At 63.7% G+C, this 20,031-nt stretch carries 18 protein-coding genes and 1 tRNA gene; 14 read left to right on the forward strand and 5 right to left on the reverse strand.

Annotated elements, in window-relative coordinates; genetic code table 11:
• Positions 1 to 5 precede the first annotated feature (5 nt).
• Positions 6 to 1,658 carry an MFS transporter gene (locus MKZ40_RS06900; RefSeq protein ID WP_175089796.1) on the forward strand — a complete coding sequence of 551 codons (1,653 nt, stop codon included), beginning with the start codon at positions 6 to 8 and terminating at the stop codon, positions 1,656 to 1,658.
• A 169-nt stretch (positions 1,659 to 1,827) separates the two neighbouring features.
• On the opposite strand, the gene MKZ40_RS06905 is transcribed toward MKZ40_RS06900, so the two are convergent.
• On the reverse strand, positions 1,828 to 2,895 hold the full coding sequence (locus MKZ40_RS06905) for a tripartite tricarboxylate transporter substrate-binding protein (protein ID WP_175089797.1): 1,068 nt from the start codon (positions 2,893 to 2,895) through the stop codon (positions 1,828 to 1,830).
• Between the two features lie 309 nt (positions 2,896 to 3,204).
• Between MKZ40_RS06905 and MKZ40_RS06910 the strand changes: the two genes are divergently transcribed.
• The 3 genes from MKZ40_RS06910 to MKZ40_RS06920 all read left to right on the forward strand — a co-directional run bounded on the left by MKZ40_RS06910 (position 3,205) and on the right by MKZ40_RS06920 (position 4,727).
• On the forward strand, positions 3,205 to 4,245 hold the full coding sequence (locus MKZ40_RS06910) for an adenosine deaminase (RefSeq protein WP_348994690.1): 1,041 nt from the start codon (positions 3,205 to 3,207) through the stop codon (positions 4,243 to 4,245).
• 158 nt (positions 4,246 to 4,403) lie between these two features.
• Positions 4,404 to 4,477: transfer RNA gene (locus MKZ40_RS06915), tRNA-Gly, on the forward strand.
• A gap of 82 nt (positions 4,478 to 4,559) precedes the next feature.
• The gene (locus MKZ40_RS06920) at positions 4,560 to 4,727 is read left to right on the forward strand and encodes a hypothetical protein (protein ID WP_175089798.1); all 168 of its coding nucleotides are present in this window, start codon (positions 4,560 to 4,562) and stop codon (positions 4,725 to 4,727) included.
• Between the two features lie 109 nt (positions 4,728 to 4,836).
• Here MKZ40_RS06920 and MKZ40_RS06925 read toward each other — a convergent pair whose 3' ends face one another.
• A complete protein-coding gene (locus tag MKZ40_RS06925) occupies positions 4,837 to 5,835 on the reverse strand; it encodes a TRAP transporter substrate-binding protein (protein ID WP_175089799.1) in 999 nt (332 codons plus the stop codon).
• A 153-nt stretch (positions 5,836 to 5,988) separates the two neighbouring features.
• Positions 5,989 to 7,002 (reverse strand): TRAP transporter substrate-binding protein, encoded by a 1,014-nt coding sequence (locus tag MKZ40_RS06930; protein WP_175089800.1) that lies wholly within the window; start codon positions 7,000 to 7,002, stop codon positions 5,989 to 5,991.
• A 322-nt stretch (positions 7,003 to 7,324) separates the two neighbouring features.
• Between MKZ40_RS06930 and MKZ40_RS06935 the strand changes: the two genes are divergently transcribed.
• On the forward strand, positions 7,325 to 7,918 hold the full coding sequence (locus MKZ40_RS06935) for a Yip1 family protein (protein ID WP_175089801.1): 594 nt from the start codon (positions 7,325 to 7,327) through the stop codon (positions 7,916 to 7,918).
• Positions 7,919 to 8,099: 181 nt separating this feature from the next.
• Entirely contained in the window at positions 8,100 to 9,056 is a 957-nt protein-coding gene (locus MKZ40_RS06940; RefSeq protein WP_175089802.1) for a sugar-binding transcriptional regulator, read from the forward strand.
• Positions 9,057 to 9,485: 429 nt separating this feature from the next.
• On the opposite strand, the gene MKZ40_RS06945 is transcribed toward MKZ40_RS06940, so the two are convergent.
• A complete protein-coding gene (locus tag MKZ40_RS06945; protein ID WP_175089803.1) occupies positions 9,486 to 9,743 on the reverse strand; it encodes a hypothetical protein in 258 nt (85 codons plus the stop codon).
• A gap of 173 nt (positions 9,744 to 9,916) precedes the next feature.
• Here MKZ40_RS06945 and MKZ40_RS06950 point away from each other — a divergent pair, with 173 nt between their 5' ends.
• From MKZ40_RS06950 to xylB, 8 genes are all read left to right on the forward strand, one after another.
• Complete coding sequence (locus tag MKZ40_RS06950) at positions 9,917 to 11,260, forward strand: sugar ABC transporter substrate-binding protein (RefSeq protein ID WP_107335189.1); 1,344 nt, start codon at positions 9,917 to 9,919, stop codon at positions 11,258 to 11,260.
• A 256-nt stretch (positions 11,261 to 11,516) separates the two neighbouring features.
• A complete protein-coding gene (locus MKZ40_RS06955; protein WP_043334545.1) occupies positions 11,517 to 12,404 on the forward strand; it encodes a sugar ABC transporter permease in 888 nt (295 codons plus the stop codon).
• Positions 12,405 to 12,432: 28 nt separating this feature from the next.
• Positions 12,433 to 13,320 carry a carbohydrate ABC transporter permease gene (locus tag MKZ40_RS06960; protein ID WP_217485876.1) on the forward strand — a complete coding sequence of 296 codons (888 nt, stop codon included), beginning with the start codon at positions 12,433 to 12,435 and terminating at the stop codon, positions 13,318 to 13,320.
• A 211-nt stretch (positions 13,321 to 13,531) separates the two neighbouring features.
• Positions 13,532 to 14,779: a sn-glycerol-3-phosphate ABC transporter ATP-binding protein UgpC gene (gene ugpC / locus MKZ40_RS06965; RefSeq protein WP_175089806.1), complete on the forward strand. Its 1,248-nt coding sequence runs from the start codon at positions 13,532 to 13,534 to the stop codon at positions 14,777 to 14,779.
• Positions 14,780 to 14,820: 41 nt separating this feature from the next.
• On the forward strand, positions 14,821 to 15,531 hold the full coding sequence (locus MKZ40_RS06970) for an HAD family phosphatase (RefSeq protein ID WP_254627098.1): 711 nt from the start codon (positions 14,821 to 14,823) through the stop codon (positions 15,529 to 15,531).
• Positions 15,532 to 15,552: 21 nt separating this feature from the next.
• Positions 15,553 to 16,395 carry an L-iditol 2-dehydrogenase gene (locus tag MKZ40_RS06975; RefSeq protein WP_175089807.1) on the forward strand — a complete coding sequence of 281 codons (843 nt, stop codon included), beginning with the start codon at positions 15,553 to 15,555 and terminating at the stop codon, positions 16,393 to 16,395.
• A 59-nt stretch (positions 16,396 to 16,454) separates the two neighbouring features.
• Complete coding sequence (locus tag MKZ40_RS06980; protein ID WP_348994691.1) at positions 16,455 to 17,156, forward strand: nucleoside/nucleotide kinase family protein; 702 nt, start codon at positions 16,455 to 16,457, stop codon at positions 17,154 to 17,156.
• Positions 17,157 to 17,180: 24 nt separating this feature from the next.
• A complete protein-coding gene (gene xylB / locus MKZ40_RS06985; RefSeq protein WP_175089808.1) occupies positions 17,181 to 18,698 on the forward strand; it encodes a xylulokinase in 1,518 nt (505 codons plus the stop codon).
• Between the two features lie 112 nt (positions 18,699 to 18,810).
• Here xylB and mgrA read toward each other — a convergent pair whose 3' ends face one another.
• Positions 18,811 to 19,839 (reverse strand): L-glyceraldehyde 3-phosphate reductase, encoded by a 1,029-nt coding sequence (mgrA, locus tag MKZ40_RS06990; RefSeq protein WP_175089809.1) that lies wholly within the window; start codon positions 19,837 to 19,839, stop codon positions 18,811 to 18,813.
• Positions 19,840 to 20,031: the final 192 nt, after the last annotated feature.

Genomic DNA, 20,031 nt, shown 5'->3' on the forward strand with positions numbered 1-20,031 from the left:
GGCTCATGGCCAAGGTGTTGGGCAGTGTGTGGGCATTGTTGCTGGGTATCGTGCTGATCATGCTTGGCAATGGCATGCACTTCACGCTGATCGGTCTGCGTGGCGGCATCGAGGGCTTCTCCTCGGCGGAGCTGGCGATCGTCACCTCGGGCTATTTCGTGGGTTTCCTTTCCGGCGCGCGCTACACCCCGGTGCTGATCCAGCGGGTCGGGCATGTGCGGGTGTTCGCAGCACTCGGCAGCTTCATCTCGGCGGCCTTGATCGCCTTGCCACTGCTGACCGAACCCTGGGCCTGGACCCTGCTGCGCCTGCTGATCGGCTTCTGCATGTCGGGCATCTATGTCACGGCGGAAAGCTGGCTGAATGCGGCCGCCAGCAACGAGACACGCGGCAAGGTGCTGTCGGCCTACATGATGGCGCAGACGCTGGGCATCATCGGTGCGCAGGGCCTGTTGACGCTGGGCGACGCCGCGACCTCGGTGCTGTTCATCTGTGCCTCCATCCTGGTGTCGATCTCCTTCGGGCCGATTCTGCTGTCGGCGGCCGTGGCACCGGCGGTCGAGGTGTCGCGGGCGATGTCATTCGCGACACTGTTCAAGGCGTCACCGCTGGGCGCCATCGGCATCTTCCTGCTCGGCAGTGTCTATGCGACCCAGTCGGGGATGGGCGCGGTATTCGGCACCCAGGTGGGCTTGTCGGGCTCACATATCGCCCTGTTCATCGCCATGCTGTTCGCCGGCGCGCTGGTGTTGCAGACCCCGATCGGCTGGCTGTCGGACCGCATGGACCGCCGCGTGCTCATCTGCGGCCTGTCCGCTGCCGGGGCAGGCTCGTGTCTGTTCGGCTGGATGGCGGGCGATGCGTTGTGGCCGCTGATCGCCTCGGCCTTCCTTGCCGGCGGCGTGACGACACCGCTTTACGCGCTGCTGCTGGCCTTCACCAATGATTCGCTGTCGGCCGAGGAGATGCCGGGTGCCTCCGGCGGGCTGGTGTTCGCCTTCGGGCTGGGCGCCATCGTCGGGCCGCTGGCGGCAGGTGGCGCGATGGAGGTGATGGACCCCTACGCCTTCTGGCTGGTGCTGGCGACCACCTTCGTGGCCATCTCGCTGTATGCGCTCTATCAGATCACCCAGCGCGAGATGGTGCCGGTCGAGGAGACCGACAGTTACCTCAACATCCTGCCGACGGCGTCACCGATGGCGGTCGAGGTGGCGGTGGAGTGGGCACATGAACACGCCGAGGATGAGCAGCTGGCCTCTGAGGCCGCCGAGGCGGCGGCGCAGGAAGAGGCCTTTGAGGTCGCGTTGCAGGAAGCCTTCGAGGAGGCATTGGAAGAGGCGCTGGATGAGGCCTTCGAGGCCAACGTCGCGCCGCTGGAGGAGGCGGAACTGGTGGAGCCGGGTCACGAGTACGTGGCAGAGCCGCTGCTCGAGGCTGGCGCAGACACGGAAATCGCGTTCGAGACGGAGCGGTTGTCCGAGCTGTTGCCGAGAGCGGAACTGACAACTGAGACAGGAGCAGCGCCGGAAACAGTGCTTCGGTCACAGACAGATTCAGAGGGAGATTCTGCGCCGCATGAAGAGCGCGACCCGCAATTGCCCTCTCAGTTTGACTCCGAACATCAGCCGCCCAAGGGGCCGTGGCCGTCCATGCCCTGAGATTGCTGGAGCAAACCAGTCAGTCGCCAAAAGCCGCCACCCCGGCAAACGGTGTGGCGGCTTTTTTGGGGCTGCCATGAGCTTTTGCCAGTCTTGAGCGTTTGCCAGGCGAGCGCAGCGCTCAGGGCTCAAGGACCTCAGGGAGCCACTACCTCAGTGCTTCAGTGGATCACTGCAGGCCCAGTTCCTGCGACATCTGCTCGACATCGCTGACCTGCTGGGTGATGAAGCGATCCAACGCCTTGCCGGACTTGTGGAACGGCATCAGGCCGTTGTCCTGCATCACCTGCTGCCACTCGGGCGTCTCGGCCATGCGGTTGAGAGTCTGCTCCCACCAGGCGAAGGCGGCATCCGATGCGCCGCCCGGCAGGTAGAAGCCGCGCCAGTTGGGTGCGACCACATCGATCCCCTGCTCACGCGCGGTGGGAATGTCGCTGTACTGACCGGGCAGACGCTCTTCACTGAACACTGCCAGCAGGCGCAGGTGGCCGGATTCGGCGAAACCGCGGGCCTCGGTCATGTCGCCGGTGAAGGCCTCCAGGTGGCCGCCCATCACCTGGGTGATGGCGACGGAGCCTGAGTCGTAGGCGAGGTACGGCAGGGCGCGCAGGTTGTCGATGCCCGCTTCACGCGCCGCCATCAGCACCTTGAGGTGATCGAAGCCACCCGCGACATCGCCACCGGCGAAGCGCACCGCCTTGGGGTCTGCCTGCATGACGGCCAGCAGCTCGGTCAGCGAGTGATAGGGCGAGTCCTCGGCCACGGCAATCACGCCGTAGTCGGCGCCGAGGGTCATCAACCAGCGCACGTCGTCGACCTTGCCGTCCTGATAGGCATGCTGGCCCAGACGGGTGGTGGTCGCGCTCGAGGCGGCGACGATGACCTGCTCATCATCATGGCGCTTGGATTTCACATGCGCGAAGGCGACGCCTCCGCTGGCGCCGGGCACGTTCAGCGTCTGCATACCGGCGGGGATCAGGTTCTGCTCATCCAGCAGGCGGGCCACGCTGCGACAGGTGAAATCCCAGCCGCCGCCGGGCTTGGCCGGCGCGATGCACTCCGTCTTGCCCTGCGGGGCGAAGCCAGTCTGTTCGTTATGTTCCTCTTGGGTGGCGTTGGCGCTCAAGGGCACCAGCAGGCCAAGGCTGAGCAGGAGCGCAGCGGGCAGAGCGCCAGCACGCTGTCGAGCATGCTTTCTGCGTGAGAAGGGATGGCGGGCAGGGGATGTGGCGTGCATGGCAATCGTGTCCTTGGTGTTCAGCGTCGATCGTTATGGTTATGTCAGTCAGCGCGGCATGGGGCTGGGCGTTGCTGGCTGTCGCACGCTCATGACTGTTGTGGTGAGCTTGCGAGAGTGCGAATGAACGAAAATAGCCTATTTCGGCGAGTCGCGAAAAGTCACGGCAGGCGGGCATCGCGCAGAGAAATCGCATTTCCCGCGCCGTCTCTCCTCAAGGTGGTCTCGGGATTGCTAGAATTGCGCCATCAGGCTGTGGTGAGCGCTCCGCGATCTTCCAGCCGCCGCCTTTCATTGAGGAGACGGGCCATGACCCTTACCCCGCGCATGCACGACTTTCTCGCCCGCCTGCCCAAGGTGGAGCTGCACCTGCACATCGAAGGCTCGCTGACGCCGGCATTGATGTTCGAGCTGGCGGCGGAGCAGGGCATCACATTGCCCTACGCCACCCTGGAGGAGGTCGAGGCGGCCTATGACTTCGCGGATCTGCCTGCCTTCCTCGCGCTCTATTACCAGGGCATGGGTGTTCTGAATGACGAGTCACATTTCTATCGTCTGGCGCAGGACTACTTCCGCCGTGCGAGCGCCGATGGCGTCAAGCATCTGGAGTTGTTCTTCGATCCGCAGGCGCACCTGGCGCGTGGCGTGAGTCTGGAAACCCAGTTCGCGGGGCTGGAGCGTGCCTGCCGTGAGGCGGTGAAGGAGTTTGATATCACCTCGGCGCTGGTACCGAGCTTCCTGCGCTGTCACTCCGCGGCGTCTGCCCGCGAGTTGTTCGATGCGCTGATCCCCTTCGAGTCACGCTTCGTGGGTGTCGGCCTGGATAGCGCCGAGATCGGCAATCCGCCAGAGAAGTTCACCGAAGTCTTCACGCTTGCGGGAGAGCGCGGCTGGCATCGTGTCGCTCACGCAGGTGAGGAAGGCCCGGCTGCGTACATCCGCACGGCGCTTGAGGTGCTGGGGGTAGAGCGTATCGACCACGGTGTGCGCTGCCTGGAAGATGCCGCCCTGGTCGCGGAGCTGGCCGAGCGGCGTATCCCGCTGACGGTGTGCCCGCTGTCCAATGTCGCGCTCAAGGTGGTGGAGCGCATGGAGGACCACCCGCTGCCGAAGCTGATCGAGGCGGGCCTCAACATCACCCTCAACTCGGATGACCCGGCCTATTTCGGCGGTGGCATGCTCGACAACTTCCTAGCCGTGCAGCAAGCGCTGGATCTCAGCGAGGCGCAGTGGCTCACCCTGTGCCGCAACGCCATCGACGCCGCCTTTCCGCAGCGTGCCGAAGGCCTCGGCATGAGTGATGCCCGCCGTGACGTGCTGCTGGCGCAACTCGATAGCTGCGCTGCCTGAGGATTATCACCGGCGCTTGAATAGTGAATGCAATCAACGGCTTGGCCACCAACATCGCCAGTGCGACGGCGCCTGCAGCAACCGCTCTATCAGATGTTGCTTGACCGCGATAAGTCGTTGAGTACAATGCAGTTCTGGCGTGCGCAATGCACCGCCCTGCGGGTGTAGCTCAATGGTAGAGCAGAAGCTTCCCAAGCTTAAGACGAGGGTTCGATTCCCTTCACCCGCTCCAGATTCTTCAAAAAAGCCTCCCGAATGGGAGGCTTTTTTGTGTCTAGGATTCCATGCGGCACGCATGCGCATGGAATTCGTTCTTGATCACCTTTCCCGGACCGTTTGCGTTGCTGTGCATGGATCACGGCCTGCGCCACGGGCGACGCCGCTCGTTCGCGACGGTGGCGGGCGGGGCGGCGCCGTCATTGGTACTGATGGCTCTGTCGTCGATGAGCCTCGGCGCGGCATGGGCGGCGTCGCATCGTTGAGCAGAGCCCCGCTCTACTGCACAAGTCGTGAAGCGCACGCAGACGACAACGGCACCCGAGGGTGCCGTTGTCGTGTCTGGAGCCTGTGGATCATCAGGCGTTTTCGGGCTCAGCGCTCAGGGCGTGATTCGAGATACTTGTTCAGCAATTCGCGATCTTCATTGGTGACTTTCTGCTTCCAGCTTTCCACCACATGCTGGCTGGCCTCCTCGAGGGCATCCTGCAGCTCAGGCGGGGCAGGGGTGATCAGCTTCGCGCCGTTCTCCTGCAGGGTGGCGTAGGCCTGGTCCAGCACGCTGTGGGTGGCCATCCAGCCGGCAGATTCGGCGGCATGCGCGGCATCGATCAACGCATGCTGCTGGGCCTCTGTCAGGTCGTCGAAGCTATCGCGATTCATGTGGATGATATTGAGCGGCATCGCGTAGTTGAGCGTGGTGAAGTGAGGCATGTAGCGGTAGAGCTCCGCACTGACTCCGCCCATCGCGGAGGTCAGCGCGCCGTGGATGCTGCCACCGGGCAGCAGGGGTTTGAGCTCTCCCCAGCTCATGACCTGAGGCGCCGCGCCCAGGTTGAGCAGCACTCGCTGCGTGTTGCGGTCGTAGGTGCGGATCGGCATGTCCTTCAGGTCATCGCCGTCAGCGATGGGCGCTTTCGACCACAGGCCGCTGGGTGTCCACGGCAGGGCATACAGCAGGATCTGGTTGTACTCGGCGAGCAGTTCCTCGTAGCGCGGCTTCGCGATCACGTACAGGCGGTGAGCTTCATCGAGATCGTAGGCGATCGCCGGCAGCGAGGAGATGCCGAAGAAGGGGGCTTCCTCGGCGAGCGCGCCACTGAGTGTCGCGGCGATGTCGATGACACCGCCGGTGGTGGCCTGCAGGTGGCTGGCGGAGCGAATGTCCGAGCGCAGCGTCAGCGTCAGGTCACCTTCGGACTGGCTGGCGACCTGCTGGCTGAATTCGACAGCGCGTTGGCCCATCATCGTGTCGGGCTGGTAATCGCTGCTCATGCTGAGGGTCGTCTGAGCGTGCGCGCTGAGTGCGCCGATCAGGCCTGCCGCTGCCAGCCAGGCGGACAACAGGGCGGCAATACGTGAGGAAGACGTCATGGGGAATCCTTTCTTTTTGTCTTTGGCCTTTGCCCGCTAGGGTAGTGCATGTCTGCGTTTATGCTCAGATGAATCGTGTCTCCACGGTCTTGCAGCATTGCCATCGAAGGTGGCCTTCATGGCCGCGGCTGGTGGAGCGTGCGCGCGTCTGGCTCAGAGGGTGTCGCGTTGTACGAGATAGCGGTCCAACAGTTCGCTTCCCTCGGGGGAAACCTTGCCGCGCCAGCTCTCGATCACGCTGACACTGGCGCGTGCCAGTGAGCGCTTGAGTTCGGGCGAGAGAGGGTTGCTGACCTTCACGCCGGCCTCTTCCAGCTGGGCATGGGTCTGCTCCAGGACGCTGGCGATGGCGTTCCAGCTGGTGTCTTCAATCTGGGTCGCGGCGGCGAGAAGGGCCTCGCGCTGGGTGTCGTCGAGCGCCTCATAGCGTGACCGGCTCATGTGAACGATATTGAGCGGCATGGCGTATTGCAGTGCGGTGTAGTGATTCAGCGTGCGGTTGAGCTCCGCCGTCAGGCCGCCCAGGGCCGAGGTCATCACCGCCTCGATACGGCCTTCGGCCAGTTGCTGCTGCATCGGCTCCCAGCCGAGCACGGTGGCGATGGCGCCAAGGTTGAGCAGCACGCGCTGGGTATTGCGGTCGTAGGCCCGCACGGGGACGCCCCGGAGGTCATCGCGTGTGGTGATCGGCTTGCGCGACCACAGCCCGCTGGGCGGCCAGGGCAGGGCATAGAGCAGAATCTGGTCATGCTCTTCCAGTAGCGCTTCATAGCTGGGGCGCGCCAGACGGTAGAGTTCGCGCGCCTGATGCGGGTCATCGACCAGGGTCGGCAGCGAGCTGAGGCCGAACAGCGGCATCTCGGCAGCCAGCGCGCCGCTGTGGGAGTCGGCCAGCTGGATGATGTCGGCGTTGATGGCCTCGAGGTGATTCACCGAACGCAGCCGACTCAGCGGGCCTTCTCCGAAGGTGATCTTGAGCTCGCCCCCGCTGAGCGCTGCCACCTGATCGACGAACTGCTGGGCGCGCTGGCCCATCATGGTCTGGGGGCCGTATTCGCGGCTCATGGTCAGCTCGACTGGCTCCGCCTGAGCTGGCGTGTTCAGGGTTGCAAGGCTCAGTGCCAGGCTCACGCCGAGCGTTCTCTTGATACCGAACATTCTCTTCATGTCGAGCGCTCCCTGCATGACAAGCACTGCCTTCATGCCGCTACGCTGTCCGATTGGCATTCGTCGTCATCCATCCATAGGGGGTAAATCAAGTATCTCTCAAAAGTGCAGGGCGTGCTGCCGCTGTCCCGGTCAACGCTTCCCTGGTTGGCCTGTTTCACGCCTGCACCGGCACGATTCGGAAGGGGCAACGGGCGTTGAACTGCCACTTGGCGCAATGTGGTCTACGCTCAAATCATGGCTGTGCAACTGCCCTGACACGGACTCCGCGCCGGGACCGCATGGCCGGATTGTCGACGACTGTCAACGGGAGGTAGACCACATGCTGACCCACGTATGGGGCTTGATGGCGCATCCGCAACGGGAATGGCAGACCATCCGCAAGGAACACGAATCCATCACCCACCTCTACGCACATCATGTGCTGCTCATGGCGCTGGTGCCTGTCATCTGCGCCTATATCGGGACCACGCAGTTCGGCTGGAGCCTGACGGAAGGCCACGCCATTCTTCTGGAGCCACTGGATGCCTTCTTCGCCGGTATCGCGTTCTATATCGCCATACTGACAGCGATCGGCTTCATGGGCACTGTCATTCACATGCTCTCGAAGCGTTTCTCGGGGCACCCCAGTCGCCGGCGTTGCATCATCTTCGCGGGCTATGTCGCCACGCCGATGTTCCTCGCGGGGCTGGTTGCGCTCTATCCTGTCATCTGGGTGTGCATCCTCGCGGGGACCATTGGCCTGTGTTATAGCGCATACCTGCTGTATCTGGGCATCCCGCCACTGCTCGACATCTCCAACAAGGAAGGCTTCCTCGTCACCGGGTCGACTCTGGGAATCGGGGTACTGGTTCTCGAGGGCCTGCTGGCGGTCACCGTGCTGCTGTGGGGGTATGGCGCACGCTGGTTCATGTAGTCCTCCGCGGTACACCGGCCTCAGTCAGCTGATGCCTCGGCGCGAGAAAAGCGCCTCTGCAACGCCTCGCCTTCATCGGCGGGGCGTTGTCGTTTCGTGCGCGGGTTGGCGCGTGGCACTTGTGCTCGGTGGCGGTGGCGTGGAAAGTGTTGGACTCAATCGACAGTGTGGAAGAAAGCGCATGGACAAGTTTGAACAGCGACTGGAGCAGGCTGCGCGGGCTGCATGGTTGTCATATGTCGGTGGACGGACCCAGGACGACATCGCGGTTCAGCTGGGGGTGTCGCGCCCCGGCGTGCAGCGCCTGCTGTCGTTGGCGCGTCAGGAGCGGCTGGTCAAGATCTCCATCGATCACCCCGTGGCCAGCAGCATGGCGCTGTCGGATACGCTGGTGGAGCACTTCGGGCTGAGCTTCTGTGATGTGGTGCCCTCTGACACCCAGTCACCGGAATGCATCGCGGAATATCTGGCGGTGGCGGGTGCCGAACGCCTGGCGTTCTATCTCGGTCGCCAGCAGCCGCAGACCATCTCGCTGAGTACCGGGCGTGCGGTACGCGCGGCGGTGGAAGCACTGAGTCGCAGCGAGCGTCCTCAGCATCGTATCGTGTCACTGGTCGGCAATGTGGCGTTGGATGGCTCTTCCAACCGCTATGACGGCGTGATGCTGCTGGCGGACAAGATCGGCGCTGATCGCTTCCTGCTGCCCGCGCCCGTGGTGGCGGCCAGCATCGAGGAGAAGGAGTCGCTGCAGGGGCAGAATCTGGTCAAGGCGGTGTTCAAGGTCGCCTGTGAGGCCGATGTGGGCATGATCGGCATCGGGCGTCTCGATGCCCAGGCGACGCTGTTCCAGGATCAGTTCATCAGCGCCGCCGAGCGCGATGAGCTGATGGAAGTCGGTGCCGTGGGCGAGTTGATGGGCTGGCCGCTGGACACCCATGGCCGGCTGATCGATTGCCCGCTGGCGCAGCGCATCACCAGTGTGCCGCTGACCTCGCTCAAGGCGCAGCCGCTGATCGGGCTGGCGGGCGGCCACGACAAGGTGCCGGCCATCCTGAGTGCGTTGCGCGGTGGTTGGCTGCAAGGGTTGATCATCGACGAGGTGGCTGCCCAGCGGGTCTGTGCGGCCCTCAAGGAGTGAGCAGGGGGCTCTCTCTCGAGTAGCGTCATTGTGATGGCCGCAGTGTGATGGTTTTCTGCTGATGGCTTGCGCTTGACGACTGGTTCCCGATGACAGGCTCCCGTGGATACAGTCCGCACAAGGCGCCGTACAAGGCGCCGAGCGAGTCATCGGGAGCAGGGCGGGGCGTATGGCCCCAGGCCTTGCTCCTGGTGCCGTTCACGGTGTCGTTATCGTGGTCAGGGTTCAGCATTGTCATTGCTCGCGTGATGCCCGCTCGATGCCCAGGCGTTTCCGTCACCTATTCGGCGCTATTGCTCCGTTATTTCTTCGTCACTCTTTCGCTATTCCTTCGCCATTCCTTTGCTATTTCTCCGCGATACCTGCGTTTTTTCTTTTGCTTTGCTCTCATCCTTCTCCTGGTTCGTTATCTATTCTTCTTTCGTTCTCTCACCCTTGCGTCGGAGTCACGACTTTCAGGGCGAACGCCGCCTTCTCTTGTCTGACAATCCAGCGCGTTTGTTCGCCTTCTTGATAGAGAATTGGGCCGGCAATCGTGGCCAGCGTTGTTTCGTTTAACGCTAATGTCTGTCTATGCTGAATTGCACGCAAGCTCAGTGGCCATGCCGCCTTGTGGCCTACACCCAAAGGATCAGATCCCAAGGTTGTATAGCCCAAGGTATAGCGCTTCAGGGTTTGCTTTTTCACAGGTCTGATCCGATCATTTGTTCACTGAATGACGTTTTGATCGAACGTGTTTGCGTCGCGATGTCTCGCCAGGACATCCGTTCACCAAGCCGGTTGATGGGAAGGTATCGGTGCCCAAGGCGCCGCTGCCCTCGAAAAGAACAATGCCAATAACGCCCCGATGGAGTGCCCCCATGCGCCTACCTCACATCACCAAGTCCCGCCGTCATCTGCTCTCGCTCGCCAGTGTCGCTGCCCTGGCGCCGCTCAGCGCTCAGGTCAGTGCCGAGACCATCACCGTCGCGACCGTCAACAACGCCGACATGGTGGTCATGCAGAGCCTGACCAGCGAATTCGAGAAGGCGCATCCGGACATCACCCTCGACTGGGTGGTACTGGAAGAGAACGTGCTGCGTCAGCGTCTGACCACCGATGTGGCGACCCAGGGTGGCCAGTTCGACGTCATGACCATCGGCACCTATGAAGTGCCCATCTGGGCCAAGCATGGCTGGCTGACCAAGCTCGACAATCTGCCGGAGGACTATCAGGTCGATGACCTGATCAAGCCGGTGCGTGATGGTCTGAGCGTGACCGAAGGCGAGAAGAAGGGCCTCTACGCGCTGCCGTTCTATGGCGAAAGCTCCATGCTCTACTACCGCAAGGACCTCTTCGAGCAGGCCGGTATCGAGATGCCCGAGCAGCCGACCTGGAGCCAGGTCAACGACTGGGCCGCCAAGCTCAACTCCGCGGATGAAGGCGTCTACGGCATCTGCCTGCGCGGCAAGCCGGGCTGGGGCGAGAACATGGCGGTGCTGGGCACCATGGTCAACAGCTTCGGTGGCCGCTGGTTCAATGAGGAGTGGGAGCCGCAGCTGGATTCCCCGGCCTGGAGCGAGGCCATCAACTTCTACGTCGACATGATGGGCAAGTACGGCCCGCCGGGCGCGACTTCCAACGGCTTCAACGAGAACCTGGCATTGTTCTCCAGTGGCAAGTGCGGCATGTGGGTCGATGCTACCTCGGCGGCCGGCAAGCTCTACAACCCGAAGGAATCGTCCGTGGCCGACAAGCTGGGCTTCGCGCCGGCACCGATCGCCAAGACGGAGAAGGGCTCGCATTGGCTGTGGTCCTGGGCGCTGGCGATTCCGGAATCCTCCAAGTCCAAGGATGCCGCCCAGACCTTCATCACCTGGGCCACTTCCCAGGAATACGTGAACCTGGTCGGCGAGCGTGAAGGCTGGGCCAGCATTCCGCCGGGCACACGTGTCTCCACCTACGAGAACCAGTCCTACAAGGACGCCGCACCCTTCGCCGGCTTCGTGATGGATGCCATCACCAGTGCCGACCCGACCGATCCGACCCTTGAGCCGGTGCCCTATGTCGGCGTGCAGATGGTGACCATTCCGGAATTCCAGTCCATCGGTACCCAGGTGGGTCAGATGATCGCCGCGGCGCTGGCCGGCCAGATGTCGGTCGAGCAGGCACTGTCCTCCGCCCAGCGTTCCACCGAGCGCACCATGCGTCAGTCAGGTTATTGATCTGAGCCCGGCGGATCTGATCCCGACGGATCTGATCTGACATGGACGGGTTTGATCTGAATGATGTTGCAACGGCCTCCCGCCTTGCCTTGAGCCTCAACAGAGATTGACTCGAAGCACGGCGGGAGCCCCGTCCGGCGCCCGCGGTACCCCTTCCTCTCGAGACTCCTGCAACGCCCTCGCGGCGTGGCACGGACAGCCTCGGCCTGAAGCCCACCGCATTGCCTGACTTCCTCACCGTATCGAAGGACTCACCATGCGCACGAGAGCATCCGGACGCACCGTCGGGGGATTGCGAACCCTGTCGCTGCAAGCCCCAGCCGTAAGCCTGTTGTTGATGTGGATGCTGGTACCACTGGTCATGACCCTGTGGTTCTCCTTCCAGCGTTACAACCTGATGATGCCGTCGGTGTCCGGTTTCGCCGGCGTCGACAACTATTACTACCTGCTGACCGATCCGTCCCTGTGGACCGCCATGGGCAATACCCTGCTGCTGGTGGGCTGGGTGCTGGTCGCCACCGTGGTCGGCGGCACGCTGCTGGCGGTATTGCTCCAGCAGGAATTCTTCGGCCGCGGCGTCGCGCGCCTGTTCGTGATCGCGCCGTTCTTCATCATGCCCACCGTGAGTGCCCTGGTGTGGAAGAACATGATGATGCACCCGGTCAACGGCATTCTGGCCTGGGTCGCCGGGCTGTTCGGTCTGCCGGCCATCGACTGGTTCGCCAGCCTGCCGCTGACCTCCATCGTGATCATCGTCACCTGGCAGTGGCTGCCGTTCGCGGTGTTGATCCTGCTGACCGCCATCCAGTCACTCGATGATGACCAGGTCGAGGCGGCGCGCATGGACGGGGCAGGGCCGGTAGCGATCTTCTTCTACATCACCCTGCCGCACCTCAAGCGCGCCATCAGCGTGGTGGTGATGATCGAGATGATCTTCCTGCTGACCATCTTCGCCGAGATCTTCGTCACCACCTCAGGTGGCCCGGGTCTTGCCTCGACCAACCTGGCGTACCTGATCTACATCCGCGCTCTGCTGGACTTCGATGTGGGTGGTGCCTCCGCCGGTGGCGTGATCGCCATCATCCTGGCCAATATCGTGGCCTTCTTCCTGGTGCGTACCGTCGCCAAGAATCTCGAGAACTGATGACAAGCGCTCAGCACAGGGAGACTCAATGATGTCGACTTCAACTTCCAATTCCGTGGCCGCCGCCAGCGCTGCCGTCAGCGCCAGTCGCGCGCGCCGCAGCGTGATCAACAAGAAGCTTGTCCTGACCCTGGTGGCCTGGACCATCGCGCTGGTGATGTTCTTCCCGATCTTCTGGATGATCCTCACCAGCTTCAAGACCGAGGTCGAGGCGATCGCCACGCCGCCGAGCCTGTTCTTCACGCCCAGCGTCGAGGGCTATATCGAGATCCAGGCACGCGCGGACTACTTCAAGTACGCCATGAACAGTGTGGTGATCTCGCTCGGGGCAACGCTGCTGGCGCTGCTGATCGCGATTCCGTCCGCCTACTCGATGGCGTTTCTGCCCACCAAGCGTACCCAAGGGACACTGCTGTGGATGCTGTCGACCAAGATGCTGCCGTCCGTGGGCGTGCTGCTGCCGGTCTACCTGATCTTCCGCGATCTGGGGCTGCTGGATAGCCGCACCGGCCTGATCATCATCTACATGCTGATGAACCTGCCGATCGTGGTCTGGATGCTATACACCTTCTTCAAGGACATCCCCAAGGACATCCTCGAAGCCGGGCGCATGGATGGCGCCAGCACCCTGCAGGAGATCTTCCACCTGCTGCTGCCGCTGACCCTGCCGGGCATCGCTTCCACCGGTCTGCTGTGCGTGATCCTGAGTTGGAACGAGGCGTTCTGGAGCCTGAACCTGACCACCTCCAACGCCGCACCGCTGACCGCTTACATCGCGTCCTTCTCCAGTCCGGAAGGACTGTTCTGGGCCAAGCTGTCCGCGGCTTCCACGCTTGCCATCGCGCCGATCCTGATCTTCGGCTGGATGACCCAGAAGCAGATGGTACGCGGCCTGACCTTCGGCGCCGTCAAGTAACCCGCGCCAGTCAGAGACACGCAAGACGCGTCACTCACGGAGAGGTACGCCGCCTGCGCAACATTGGTTGATGAACATTATTGGTTGATGAACATTGCCTGACAGCAGATCAGCGCAGGCGGCCGAGAGCCATACGCATGTTGCACCCTTGCCATGCCACCCAAATTTGCCATCACCTGCCCTCGGGCAGGTGCGGATAAGGAAACTTCCCATGTCCACACTCACGCTCAAGAACATCGTCAAGGAATTCACCTCCGGCAGCGGCGCCAGCGCCTCCACCACCCAGGTCATCAAGGGAGTCGATCTGGAAGTGAAGGACCAGGAATTCGTGGTCTTCGTCGGCCCGTCCGGTTGCGGCAAGTCCACGCTGATGCGCATGATCGCCGGTCTCGAGAACGCGACCTCCGGTGACATCCTGATCGATGGCAAGCGCATGAACGATATCGGCCCGGCCGAGCGCGGCCTGGCGATGGTGTTCCAGAGCTACGCGCTCTATCCGCACATGACGGTGGGCGAGAACATGGGCTTCAGCCTCAAGCTCGCCGGTGTCTCCAAGGAAGAGCGCGCCGAGAAGGTCAATGCTGCCGCCGAGGTGCTGCAGCTCGGACCACTGCTGGACCGCAAGCCCAAGGCACTCTCCGGGGGGCAGCGTCAGCGTGTCGCCATCGGTCGTGCCATCGTGCGCAACCCGAGCATCTTCCTGTTCGATGAGCCGCTCTCCAACCTGGACGCCGCACTGCGTGTACAGATGCGCATCGAGCTGGCGCGCCTGCATGCCGAGCTCAAGGCGACCATGATCTACGTGACCCACGACCAGGTCGAAGCCATGACCATGGCCGACAAGATCGTCGTGCTGCAGGGCGGCGTGGTCGAGCAGGTCGGCTCGCCGATGGAGCTCTACCATCACCCGCGCAACCGCTTCGTGGCCGGATTCATCGGCTCGCCGAAGATGAACTTCCTCGACATCACCGTCACTGGCGTGGCCGGCGAGGGCGTCACGGTGCGCCTGCCCGACGGCAGCGAGCGCCTGATTCCGGTGGCGAGCCAGACTGAAGATGGCGCCTCGGTCAACGTCGGCGACACCCTGACGCTGGGCGTGCGCCCCGAGCATCTGATGCTCGATGAGCAAGGCCCGTTCACGGGTCAGGTTCAGGTCATCGAGCGTCTGGGCGGGGTGACGTCACTCTATCTGGCGACTCCGGATGGCTCCGGCGATGTGCCGATCGGCGGCCTCAAGTCCGACGAGCAGTCCGACAGCGGCTGGATCCTGATGGCGGATGGCGACGTCAACAGCCGGGTGGGTGACAGCATCCGCTACGGCTTCGATGTCGAGCGCGCACACCTCTTCACCCGTGAAGGGCTGGCGCTGCAGAATCTCAACCGTCACCCGCTGACCAGCCTGACGCGTCAGGACAATTCCCTGTCCAGTGCCAGCGCCGCACAGGAAGCCCGCGCATGAACCGGGCAGCCGCGAACCTGGAAGCCAGAGAGGATGATGAGATGAGTACCCCCTTGCAGCAGGTGATCTTCGATTGTGACGGCGTGCTGGTGGACAGCGAAGTGCTGGCCGAGGAGGAGCTGTCGCGCCAGCTGGGGGAATGGCTGCCGGACCTCGACACCGAGGCTGAGCTGCGTGCGGCGCTGGGCATGACCACCGAGGCCATCCTGGGCCATCTGGAGGCCATGAGTACTCACACCCTGCCACCGCAGGCAATGGAGCGCATCGATCACGCCATCGAATCACGTCTGGCGAAGGAACTTGCGCCCATCACCGGCATGGCGGAACTGCTTGGAAGGCTGTTGGCGAATGGCGTGGCCGTGGCGATCGTTTCCAACAGTGCCGAGCGCCGCGTGCGCGCCTCGCTGGCCGCCACCGGCCTGGATCACTGGCTGGGCTCGGTGCCGCTCTTCACGGCCGAGCAGGTCGCGCGACCCAAGCCCGCACCGGATGTCTATCAGCTGGCGCTGCGTCAGCTGGGACGTGATGTCGAGGAATGCGTGGTGGTCGAGGATAGCCTCGCCGGCGTCAGCGCGGCGGTCGCGGCCGGTCTGCGTGTGATCGGCTTCACCGGCGCCGGGCATATTCCGCCGGGCCACGCCCAGCGTCAGCAGGAGGCGGGTGCCTGGCAGAGCCGTGCGAGCATGGATGAGGTCAGCGCTTTGATCAGTCAGCTGCGTATCGGTCAGGCCAGCGACCTGAGCGCCACATGAGCACCGTCAGGGGGTGACACCATGCAGACGCTATCCGAGTCGGCCAGCGGTGAACCGCTGACCTCGCCACGCAGCGCCCGGCTCGCCGGCAAGGTGGCGGTGGTCACCGGCGGTGCGGGCGGTATCGGCCTGGCCATCGCCACCCGCTATGTCGCCGAAGGCGCTTATGTGGCACTGGCGGACATCAACGGTGAGGCGGCGGAGCGTGCCGCCCAGCAGCTGCGCGAGCAGGCCGGGCCGCAGGCACGAGTGCTGGCAGTGACGCTGGACGTGACGTCGAGCGTCTCACGCCAGAGCATGCTGGAATGCGTGCAGGCACAGCTGGGGCCGATCGATATCCTGGTCAACAATGCCGCCGTCTTCGCCATGGCGCCGGTGCTGGAGGTCAGCGAGGGCATGCTGCGCCACCAGCTGGCGGTCAATGTCGAAGGCCTGTTCTTCACTCTGCAGGCGGTGGCCAGGACGATGGTCGAGCGTGGTCAGGGCGGCAAGATCATCAACATGGCCTCGCAGGCCGGACGACGCGGCGAGGCGCTGGTCAGCGCCTATTGTGCCTCCAAGGCCGCCGTGATCAGCCTCACCCAGTCCTGCGGGCTTGATCTCATCCGCCATGGCATCAATGTCAATGGCATCGCGCCGGGCGTGGTGGATACGCCGATGTGGGATCAGGTCGATGCGCTGTTCGCCCACCATGAACAGCGTCCGCTGGGCGAGAAGAAGCGCCTGGTCGGTGAGGCGGTGCCCTATGGGCGCATGGGGCTGCCGGACGACCACGCCGGTGCCGCGGTATTTCTGGCCTGTGAAGACAGCGATTTCGTCGTCGCCCAGACACTCAATGTCGACGGTGGCAACTGGATGAGCTAAGGATGAGAGACGCCTTCCGTCCTGCTGCAAGGGTGCGCATCCATGAATGAGGTAGTCACGTGACATCTTTATCCGATTCCCGCCTGGCCCACATGTCGCCCTCGTTGGACGACATGGCCAGCCGTGTGCTGGCGGAACACGCCTCCAGTCAGCGCACACGTACCATCGTGGCCCTCGCCGGTCCGCCTGCGGCGGGCAAGTCGACCCTGTCGGAATCCCTGTGCGAGACCCTCAATGCGCTGGAACCCGGCATCGCCGTGGTGGTGCCGATGGATGGCTACCACTACGACAACGCCGTGCTGGCGCCCCAGGGCCTGCTCTACGTCAAGGGCGCACCGGAAACCTTCGATGCGCGCGGGCTCTATCATGATCTCGTCAGGGTGCGCGCCAATGATGGCCCGGTCGCCGTGCCGGTCTTCGATCGCCCGCTGGACCTGGCACGTGCCGGTGGCCGCGTGGTCGAGAATCACCACCGCATCGTGCTGGTCGAGGGCAACTATCTGCTGCTGCGCCACGCGCCCTGGGATACGTTGCTCGGCCTGTTCGACATCAGCATCTTCCTGGATATCGAGGATGAGGTGCTGGTGCCGCGCCTGCTGCACCGCTGGCGCGAGATGGGCCAGGATGCCCGTGGTGCCCATGAGCGTACCCATCACAAGGACATGCTCAACGCGCACCTGATCAAGCAGGACTCGCTCAACGCCGACTGGCGTTGGCGTCTCGCGAATACCCCCATCGGCCCCGATGGGGAGGGCAGCTGAATGATGGATGGCAGGGAGAGCCGCATGTGGGTAGGTGTTGATTGCGGGACCCAGAGTACCAAGGTGGTGATCGTCGATCCGGCCTGCGGGAGCATCGTGGCCCAGGGCCAGCGCAGTCATGCGCTGCAGGAAGGCGCCAACGGGCGCCGCGAGCAGGACCCTCAGGACTGGGTGGCGGCGCTTGAGGGCGCCTTCGATGATGCACTGGCCATCTCGCGGCTGGACCCGCAGCGCATCGCGGCGATCGGGGTGTCCGGCCAGCAGCATGGCATGGTGGTGCTGGATGAGGCCGGCGTGCCGCTCCATCCGGCCAAGCTGTGGTGTGACACCGAGACCAGCGAGCACAATGCCGCGCTGGTCGAGGCGCTGGGAGGTGAGGCGGGCTGCCTGGAGACGCTCGGCCTGGTGCTGCAGACCGGCTACACCGCCTCCAAGCTCGCCTGGCTGCGTGAGCAGCATCCCGAGCGCTACCAGCGCATCGCCAGCATCCTGCTGCCGCATGACTATCTCAACTTCTGGCTGACCGGTGAGCGCGTCGCCGAATACGGCGATGCCTCGGGCACCGGCTATTTCGATACCCGTCGGCGCTGCTGGCATCAGGATGTCTTCGCGCAGATCGCCCCGGAGCTTGACGCCCGGCGCGTGCTGCCCCGATTGATCGAGTCCCACGAGCCGGCTGGGCGCATTCGCTCCGAGGTCGCCGCGCGCTTCGGGCTGCGTGACGACGTCATCGTCTCCAGCGGCGGCGGTGACAACATGATGAGCGCCATCGGCACCGGCAATATCGCTCCGGAGCGGGTGACGCTCAGCATGGGCACCTCCGGCACGGTATGCGCCTGGTCGGCGGACTATCCGGTGGGCTGTGATCCTCAGGTGGCCAGCTTCAGCGCCAGCGATGGTGGCTGGCTGCCACTGGTGTGCACCATGAATGTGACGTCGGCCACCACCCGAGTGCGCGAGATTTTCGGTTTCGACATCGCCACCTTCTCCGCTCAGGTGGCAAGCGCCCCGCGCGGAGCCGAGGGTGTGCAGGTGCTGCCGTTCTTCAATGGCGAACGCGTGCCGATGCTGCCGCGTGCCCAGGCCAGTTTCCATGGTCTGGACAGTCGCAATGCCACCCCGGCCAACCTGTGTCGCGCGACCATGGAAGGCGCAAGCTACGGCCTGCGTTACGCACTGGAGTGCATGGGGCCGCTGGCCAATGAAGCGCGCCAGATCCGTCTGGTGGGCGGTGGCGCCAAAAGCCCGCTGTGGCGTCAGATGCTGGCCGACATTCTCGGCCTCGAGGTGGTCTGCCCGCAGGTGACCGAGGCCGCAGCATTAGGCGCCGCCATTCAGGCGGGCTGGTGTCTGGGCCAGTCAGGCGATGCAGGGAAGGGTCGCCCCAGCGAGACGCTTGAGCAACTGTGTGAGCGGCTGGTCGCGCTGGATCATGCGACTCTCGCCCAGCCCCAGGCCGAAGGCGTGGCCGCCTACCGCAAGGGCTACGCCGACTATCGTACGCTGCTGGCCAGCGAGCACGGCATTCCCGCCGGCGGCTGAACTCATATCATGAGCACGTCACGCCAAAGCACATCGCCCCCGTCGAGACTCACTCGGTGGGGGCGATGTGTTTCAGGTCCTTCACTGCTTCAGTCGTGGCTCAGGCGCTAGCTCAGGCATTGGACGAACGCGCCCATAGATTGACGCCGCCATCGACGGCGTAGCGGTCGATCTCGTCGAGCTCGGCCTGGGTGAAGTCGAGATGATCCAGCGCCTTGACGCAATCGCTGACCTGTTCCGGGCGGCTGGCGCCGATCAGTGCGGTGGTGACACGGTTGCCGCGCAGCGCCCAGGCGAGGGCCATCTGGGCCAGTGATTGGCCACGACGCTCGGCGATGGCGTTGAGGGCGCGAACCCGCTCCAGATTGTCCTCGGTGAGGTGATCTTCCTTGATCGCTCCACCGCGCGCCAGGCGGCTATCCTGTGGCACGCCGCCCAGATACTTGTTGGTCAGCACGCCCTGGGCCAGCGGTGAGAACACGATGGAGCCGATGCCTTCGTCATCGAGGGTGTCGAGCAGGCCGTCTTCCTCGATCCAGCGATTGATCATCGAATAGCTGGGCTGATGGATGATGCACGGCGTGCCCAGCTCGCGCAGGATGGCGGCGGCTTCGCGGGTGCGCTGGGCATTGTAGGAGGAAATGCCCGCATAGAGTGCCTTGCCGGAACGCACGGCGCTGTCAAGCGCCCCCATCGTCTCTTCCAGCGGCGTGTCCGGATCGAAGCGGTGCGAATAGAAGATGTCGACGTAATCGAGATCCATGCGCTTGAGGCTCTGGTCCAGGCTCGAGAGCAGGTACTTGCGGCTGCCCCATTCGCCGTAGGGGCCAGGCCACATGTGATAGCCCGCCTTGGTGGAGATCACCATCTCATCGCGATAGCCGGCGAAGTCGCGCTTGAGCATGCGTCCGAACATTTCCTCGGCGCTGCCCGGCGGCGGCCCGTAGTTGTTGGCCAGATCGAAGTGGGTGATGCCCAGATCGAAGGCGGTCTGGCAGATGGCGCGCGCATTGCCTTCGTGGGCGTTGTTGCCGAAGTTGTGCCAGAGCCCCAGTGACAGGCGGGGCAGCTTGAGGCCGCTCTTGCCGCAGCGCTGGTAGTGCATGCGTTCATAGCGATCTTCAGCCGGGGTATAGCGCATGGCGGAGTCCTTTCGCGAGTGGAGGCGTCGATGTCGCAGAGGTGAAGTGACATCTAATGACGCCTTCAGTCTAGGTCGCGTCTGCAGGTCTGATAAGCACATGCGAACGAATAGATTGTTCGCCAGAGCGTACAATTATGTGGCAGGCTCGATCGCTCAAATTCCGGATGGCTGGCATGAGGAGCAGGCAGG

It is taken from the genome of Cobetia sp. BMC6 (genome assembly GCF_029991385.1).
GTDB lineage: Bacteria > Pseudomonadota > Gammaproteobacteria > Pseudomonadales > Halomonadaceae > Cobetia.